Source organism: Bacillus sp. C30, assembly GCF_040838255.1.
GTDB classification, from domain to species: Bacteria; Bacillota; Bacilli; order Bacillales; family Bacillaceae_G; genus Bacillus_A; species Bacillus_A mycoides.
The window spans coordinates 1-6,826 of sequence record NZ_JBFPJH010000176.1; the positions used below are offsets into that span (position 1 = coordinate 1).

The 6,826-nt window shown below is 36.6% G+C and carries 7 protein-coding genes; 4 read left to right on the forward strand and 3 right to left on the reverse strand.

What is annotated here, in order from left to right; translation table 11 throughout:
- The 3 genes from AB3X49_RS15385 to AB3X49_RS15395 all read left to right on the forward strand — a co-directional run.
- Nucleotides 1-388 (forward strand): ATP-binding protein (locus tag AB3X49_RS15385; protein WP_367963135.1); only part of this gene is annotated, 388 nt, incomplete at its 5' end.
- 351 nt (nt 389-739) lie between these two features.
- On the forward strand, nt 740-1,258 hold the full coding sequence (locus AB3X49_RS15390; RefSeq protein WP_002091310.1) for a YehS family protein: 519 nt from the start codon (nt 740-742) through the stop codon (nt 1,256-1,258).
- 94 nt (nt 1,259-1,352) lie between these two features.
- Nucleotides 1,353-2,060 carry a M48 family metallopeptidase gene (locus AB3X49_RS15395; protein ID WP_367963138.1) on the forward strand — a complete coding sequence of 236 codons (708 nt, stop codon included), beginning with the start codon at nt 1,353-1,355 and terminating at the stop codon, nt 2,058-2,060.
- Between the two features lie 69 nt (nt 2,061-2,129).
- Here AB3X49_RS15395 and AB3X49_RS15400 read toward each other — a convergent pair whose 3' ends face one another.
- Nucleotides 2,130-2,825, reverse strand: a complete 696-nt coding sequence (locus AB3X49_RS15400) for a GNAT family N-acetyltransferase (RefSeq protein ID WP_367963141.1) — start codon at nt 2,823-2,825, stop codon at nt 2,130-2,132.
- Nucleotides 2,826-2,839: 14 nt separating this feature from the next.
- The gene (locus tag AB3X49_RS15405) at nt 2,840-3,949 is read right to left on the reverse strand and encodes a mandelate racemase/muconate lactonizing enzyme family protein (protein WP_078422304.1); all 1,110 of its coding nucleotides are present in this window, start codon (nt 3,947-3,949) and stop codon (nt 2,840-2,842) included.
- 93 nt (nt 3,950-4,042) lie between these two features.
- Here AB3X49_RS15405 and AB3X49_RS15410 point away from each other — a divergent pair, with 93 nt between their 5' ends.
- The gene (locus tag AB3X49_RS15410; protein WP_113710385.1) at nt 4,043-5,320 is read left to right on the forward strand and encodes a transcriptional regulator; all 1,278 of its coding nucleotides are present in this window, start codon (nt 4,043-4,045) and stop codon (nt 5,318-5,320) included.
- On the opposite strand, the gene nhaC is transcribed toward AB3X49_RS15410, so the two are convergent.
- Entirely contained in the window at nt 5,317-6,738 is a 1,422-nt protein-coding gene (gene nhaC, locus AB3X49_RS15415) for a Na+/H+ antiporter NhaC (RefSeq protein ID WP_002010164.1), read from the reverse strand. The two genes, AB3X49_RS15410 and nhaC, sit on opposite strands and share 4 nt — an antisense overlap.
- Between the last annotated feature and the right edge of the window lie 88 nt (nt 6,739-6,826).

Consider the following 6,826-nt stretch of genomic DNA (forward strand, 5'->3'; position numbering starts at 1 on the left):
GTATAATCAAAATAAATATATTCAAGTCGATACAAATGACATTCCGGAATTACTTTTAAATCGTAATGAGATACGGCAATTATTAATAAACCTATACCGTAATGGCTTAGAAGCGATGAGCACAGGGAAAATTCTAACCATTAGCACCTACAAGGAATGTCAAAATTGTGTGGTGCTTGCAGTGCGGGATCAAGGAAAAGGTATCAGGCCTGAAGTATTAGAGAAACTGGGTACTCCATTTTACACGACCAAAGATAATGGAACTGGATTGGGGTTAGGCATATGTTATGCCATTGCTGCCCGTCATAATGCAAAAATAGAAATTCAAACAGGATCGGAAGGCACTACCTTTTTTGTTAAATTTAATTATGAAAATAATGAACAATAACCTCATTTAGATTAGTTACGGTGAACCGCACCACAAATAAAAAGGAAAACCTAAGTAAACACAATCAATATATTTCACCTGAATTTTGCGTAACATTCATGTTTGAATTGCCCACTAAATTAGAGTTGCATAAAAAGAAATGGACTAACCTATATCAGGTTAGTCCATTTTTAAGTGTGTTAATTAATAGTAAATCCCCATCCTTTTTTGCTGTTTTAAAATCATCCCCAAAAGCATTAATCCACCTAAGACTACAAAACCTACCTCTAAAATGTTAAAGTAGTAACTTAACGATATTAATTTATACATGCTAAAAGCATTACTATAATCAACATTTCAGGAGGAAATACAATGGCAATGAGCAACAACGATATATTAAAAAGAGTAAGATACGCTTTAGATATAAAAGATATAGATATGGTGGAAATATTTAATCTTGGTGGCATGGAAGTAACGAAAGAGGACGTACTTGATATGCTTACAAAAGTAAAGAGAAGTCCACAACATGAAGCTGAAAATGATGATGTAATCGAAGATGAGTACGTATTAACATGCGACATGATGATGCTAGAGGCATTTTTAAATGGATTTATTACTTTAAAAAGAGGGAAGCAAGATCCGAAACCAGGGCAACCGGCACCTGTACAGAGCAAGGAGAGTGCGAATAACCTTCTTCTAAAGAAAATGAAAATAGCACTATCTTTAACGAGTGAAGATGTGCTTGATATATTAGACAGCGTAGGAGTTATCGTAACAAAAGGAGAATTAGGCGCTTTATTAAGAAAGAAAGGCCATAAGCATTACAAAGAGTGCGGCGATAGATACGCAAGGAATTTCATTAAGGGATTAGGTGTAAAGTACAGAGGATAATAAGTTCGGTGAAACAGTAAATGATATAATAGATAGAGTAGGGCGTTTGTGTCCTATTCTTTTTTATTTGTAAAATAATACACTAGGTGATGAAATGGTACATACATATTTAGGTGAGACAATTAATTTTCATATAACTTATAAGAAGAAAAAGTCGGTGCGTCTTTTTGTAGATTCGTATGGGAATGTGGAAGTGCAGGCTCTGAAAGGGACACCTGTTGAATACTTAGTCCAATTGTTAGAGGAGAAATGGGATTGGATTCAGGCAACACGTAAGGAAATGCAGGATCGAGCGCTTGGACCACAGGAAAAGGGTTATGATCAAGGAGAGGGCTTTCTGTATTTAGGGAATACGTATCCGATACAGATTTCTCAAGATGCAAGTATTACGCAAGATAATGCAGTTTTTGAAGGGGATAAGCTACACATTTATGTGAATGAGCTTGAGGATGAGAAAATACAACAAGCTTTGAAACGATTTTACTATAAGCAGTGCAAAGCATTAGTAGAGAAGAGTATTAAAGTACATCAAAGTAACTTTAAAACAAAACCGCGTTCTATTCGTATTACAGATAGTAGTCGTACGTGGGGAACTTGTGATTCGAATTTACAGCTAACGTTTAATTGGAAGCTAGCAATGGCACCTCAGAGGGTAATTGATTATGTAGTTGTTCATGAAATGTGTCATATGGTTCATTTAAATCATGATCGCTCTTTTTGGCGTCTTGTCGGGAAGATAATGCCTGATTATAAGGAAATGGAAAACTGGTTAGCGTTATCTAGTTGGAAGATGACGGTTTAGTTATTACTTTAGATTGTGGAATGAAATAAAGTAGAACCCTAATGAATTAGGGTTCTCTTTGTACATAGATTATCGTCCAAACTTCACAGTGAAAGTATCGTCTATTCTCTCCATCGCATACCCACGATACCCCTCCGAAAGCAACGCCTGCTGTCCACCAGCATCACTCATCGGAACGCTCTTAACATCGGACCAATCTCTTTCCTTATCCCCAAGCAATTCCTTCACAAAAACATACCGCATACTACCGCCATACTTCTCCTTCAGTGCAGCAATTTCCATCCCTTGCGCAAATTTATCTTTTAAACTCGGAATGTTAAAAGGTGCAACGGTGCAACAAACATAGTCGTACTGGCTGTCTTCTTTTTGTAATTCATCCATGATGACTGTGGCTAATATTTTTTGCATGCCATTTCCTCGACAGTTTGGATGAACGTTTGAGATTTCTTGATAGATGACGCGGTGTAGCTGACTTTCTGGTAGACCAATATCAAGCCCTAAATGTTCATCGTCGATAGGAGGGACTAGTAGGGCACGAAATGCGATGAGCTCGTTTTGTATAAACGCCCCGATCATCATGCCGTTTCCTTCTAGAATGTATTGAAATTCTTCTAGCGAGAGTGGTTGTAAACGACCTTTATCTTCTAGCGCTTCAACTATAACGTTTTGTAATGATAAAATTTGTTCCATATGTTCTAAAGATAGTAATGTAACGTGAAATGAATCGTTGTTTTGTTTTAATTTTCCTTCGTAAAGAATCGTCATGTGTTAGTCCTCCTTTAGCGTACAACGTCTTGAAAGACGGTTAATTCTTGTAATGTATTTTCGTTTATTTCAATGCCAAGTCCCGGCTTTTCGTTTAAGCGAATAAATGGTACGTCGTAATGTAAGTTTCCGATGTCTTTCGTGAATTTTAATGGTCCTGTTAGCTCGACGCTAGTAATGATTTTTTTTGAGAAAGCGACATGGAATCCTGCGGAAGAGGCAACAGATGATTCGACCATGGATCCAACTTGGCATTCAATGCCTGCCATTTCAGCTTGATGAGCGAGTTTTACAGCTGGATATATGCCGCCGCATTTCATTAGTTTTATATTCACTTTATCAGCTGCGTCTAATTTAATAATTTGGCGCATTTCACGAGAGCCTTTTAGTCCTTCATCAATCATAAGCGGAAGATCTGTTTTCGAACGAATATGAGCCATTGCGTCAATATCGTCTGCGACAACAGGCTGTTCAATCCAGTCGATGTTTAAATGTCCTAATGAACGAAGTGCTGTTAATGTGTTTGCGCTATTTTTCCAGCCTTGGTTTACATCAACGCGAATCGCGATATCATTTCCTACACGTTCACGTACAGCTTCAATTCGTTTTACATCTTCTTTTACATTCGTGCCGACTTTCATTTTGAAAGATTGGTAACCTTTCTTAATCATAGAGGCAGCTTCCTCAGCCATATTTTCTGGATCGGCGATACTTAGGACGTGAGTGACAGGAAACTCTTCATGATAGCGTCCGCCAATTAATTGATATACAGGTTGATTTAATTTTTTGCCCATTATATCAAAACAAGCGATATCAATCGCAGCTTTCGCAGTAGGAATACCATAAATTGTATTGTCCATCATATCGTGTATTTTTTCGATATTCATTGGATTTTTCCCAATTAGAGCAGGAGCTAGTGTATGTTTTAAAACATGGAAAGTACTTTCCCATGATTCACCTGTAACGTGATCATCAGCAACGCCTTCACCGTAACCGATAATGCCTTCATCTGTTTCCATTTTGACGATAATAGAAGGCATATCAGAATAAGAACCATAACTAATAACAAACGGATCGCGAAGTGGTAAACGAATTGCGTAAAGATGAATAGCTGTAATTTTCATTGAATAAAGACCCCTTCCTGTTTACAATGGTTTTGTACATTTGATATAGTTGACGTTAAATAGTCGTTAATTAATGATAAGGAGTTAGAGAAAATGATGATAAAAATTGCAGTTGTCGGTTCAAAAGAGTTTATGGAGAATCTTTTACCTATTGCTCATAAACTAGAAGAAATAGAGATTGATCCATATATTTACCTTCATCCGGCAGAATCTTCTGAACTATTAAAGCGTTTAAAACCTTGTGATGCTATCTTTTTCTCGGGTGCCCTACCTTATTATATGGCAAAAGAAATAAGAGAACAATTACCAATTCCAAGTGTATATTTGCAGCAAGACGAGACAACTGTCGCATCTTCACTCCTTTCTATAATATACCATCAAAGTATTCAACCTCATAAAATTTCAATTGATTTAGTAGATCGTTCGTTTATTACAAATGTGTTCCATGACATCGGTCTACAAGAAACGCCGCAAGTGATGGATTATGAAAATATGTTATGGAGTAATGATGAAATTAAGAGAATCATTGATTTTCATTTAGCTAAATATCAATCTGGAGAGGCTGATTTAGCTTTAACTAGTATTCACGCTGTCTACGATGAACTTCAAAAAATAGGGATTCCTTCAGAGCGTATGATAGATCCAACGCAATCAATTATACATGGGTTAAAAGATGCAAAAATAAAAGCTGAGTTAGCAAAAAGCCATTCAGCTACTGTTGGTGCTTGTATTATATCCTTTATAGAGTTACAAGAAAGCTCGCTCGAACAATTAAATGTAATTTCAAAAGAATTACGTGGTTCATTTAAACAAGTTGATAAAATGACTTTTATTTTGTATACAACTCGTGGTGATATTGAATTGAGTATAAAAACAAATACGATAGATCGTTTATTTATGAATATAGAAGACGCAGTATCTATTGGATTTGGTTACGGAAAAACAGTAAATGAAGCGGAACAAAATGCAAAAATCGCTCGAGGTTTCGCAAAGAATAATCCGATAGAAAGCTGCTTTTATATACTAACAAGTGATAAAGAATTATTTGGTCCGTTCCCGAAAGAACAGAGAGTACAAAGTTTAAAAAACGATAATCCTGAATTAATGAAAATAGCGAAGGAAACGAAGCTTAGTCCTGCAAACTTGTCAAAAATCATTCAGTTTAGTCAATCGCATCCATCATTGAAATTTACAGCGGCGGATCTTTCTGAGTACTTACAAGTGACTCGGCGATCGACGGAAAGGCTGTTAAAGAAATTAGTTGATTACAGATATGCCAATATTTGCGGCGAGGAAATGCCCTATCAACAAGGGCGCCCTCGTGCAATATATGAGCTAAATTTACCGTTGTATTCGTTTCAAAAATTTTAAGCTTCTAGTTGTGCTTTTTGCTTTTTCAGTAGGTCTGCTTTTTCAATATCAGATAGCTTCGTAATTGTGAAGCCAGTTATACCATAAATGATTGAGATAATAGGTACGATGAAATTCAATATAGCATAAGGAGCATATTCGAATGCACCGACTCCAAGTGTTGCGAGTATAAATACACCACATGTATTCCAAGGTACGAAAACAGAAGTTAATGTTCCACCATCTTCTAATGCTCTGGATAAATTTTTAGAATGTAGTCCTTTTTCTGTGTACGCATTTGCATACATTCTTGAAGGAACAACAATCGAAATATATTGTTCAGAGCAAGTAAGATTCGTTGCAAAGCAAGATGCGATGGTAGAAGCGATAAGTCCTTTTGATGATGTCGCTAATTTTAAAATTTGATTTACAATTGAGCGAAGAATGCCAGTATGTTCTAGTACTCCGCCGAAAGTCATAGCGACAATTGTCATAGAAACTGTATTCATCATAGAGCTTAAGCCACCACGGTTAAATAGTTCATCTACTAGCTTGTTTCCAGTGTCTATGACAAATCCACTTTGGAGTGCACCGACAGCTGATGAGACAGAGCCACCTTGAATAAAGACTTGTGATAAGAATCCTAAAATAACACCTACGAGAATAGCTGGTATAGCAGGGACTTTTTTAGCGACCAATACCATAACGACTACGGGTATAATTAATAGGAAAGGCGAAATAACAAAGTTTTGTTGCAATACTTGTAACGTTTGATCGATGCTTTTTGCATCGATATTGTTATCGCCGAAGCTTCTTCCTAAGAAAGCATAGACGATAAGAGTAATAATTAAACCTGGAATTGTAGTAAATAACATATGACGAATATGTGTGAATAAATCTGTATTTGTTAATCCCGCTGCTAAGTTTGTCGTGTCTGAAAGCGGTGACATTTTATCGCCAAAATAAGAACCGGAAATTATAGCGCCAGCAACCATTGGAGCTGGGATTCCCATACTTAGGCCAATTCCCATTCCAGCAACACCGATTGTTCCCATTGTAGACCAAGAGCTACCGATTGCTAATGCAACGATAGAACAAATAATTGTAATTGAAACTAAAAATAGTGATGGAGTTAAAAGTTTTAAGCCGTAATAAATCATAGTAGCGACGATTCCGCCGCCAATCCAAGCACCGATCGTTAAACCTACAAGAATAATGATAACGATAGCGGGTAATGCAAGGCGAATTCCTTTATACATCGATTCTTCAATGTCATTCCATTTGTAACCGTACCGCCAAGCGACGATCGAAGCAACGGTTGTACCGATAATAAGTGGGACGTGAGGGCTTTGTTCTAATACAACAATTGTAACCATCATAACTGCAACTGTAATGATAATAGGGATTATTGCTATGCCAAAAGGTATTTCTCTTTTCATAAACTGCCTCCTCATTATGTATGTTTGTATTTTTAGAATTGTCGCAAAATAGACGTTATTAAGTTATAATAACTAAAAATAGATGTAA

What these genes read in the sequence shown, in the direction of transcription:
- AB3X49_RS15390 (WP_002091310.1), top strand. Translation starts at nt 740, where the DNA reads ATGGCAATGAGCAACAACGATATATTAAAAAGAGTAAGATACGCTTTA.
- AB3X49_RS15395 (WP_367963138.1), top strand. Translation starts at nt 1,353, where the DNA reads ATGGTACATACATATTTAGGTGAGACAATTAATTTTCATATAACTTAT.
- AB3X49_RS15400 (WP_367963141.1), bottom strand. Translation starts at nt 2,825, where the DNA reads ATGACGATTCTTTACGAAGGAAAATTAAAACAAAACAACGATTCATTT.
- AB3X49_RS15405 (WP_078422304.1), bottom strand. Translation starts at nt 3,949, where the DNA reads ATGAAAATTACAGCTATTCATCTTTACGCAATTCGTTTACCACTTCGC.
- AB3X49_RS15410 (WP_113710385.1), top strand. Translation starts at nt 4,043, where the DNA reads ATGATGATAAAAATTGCAGTTGTCGGTTCAAAAGAGTTTATGGAGAAT.
- nhaC (WP_002010164.1), bottom strand. Translation starts at nt 6,738, where the DNA reads ATGAAAAGAGAAATACCTTTTGGCATAGCAATAATCCCTATTATCATT.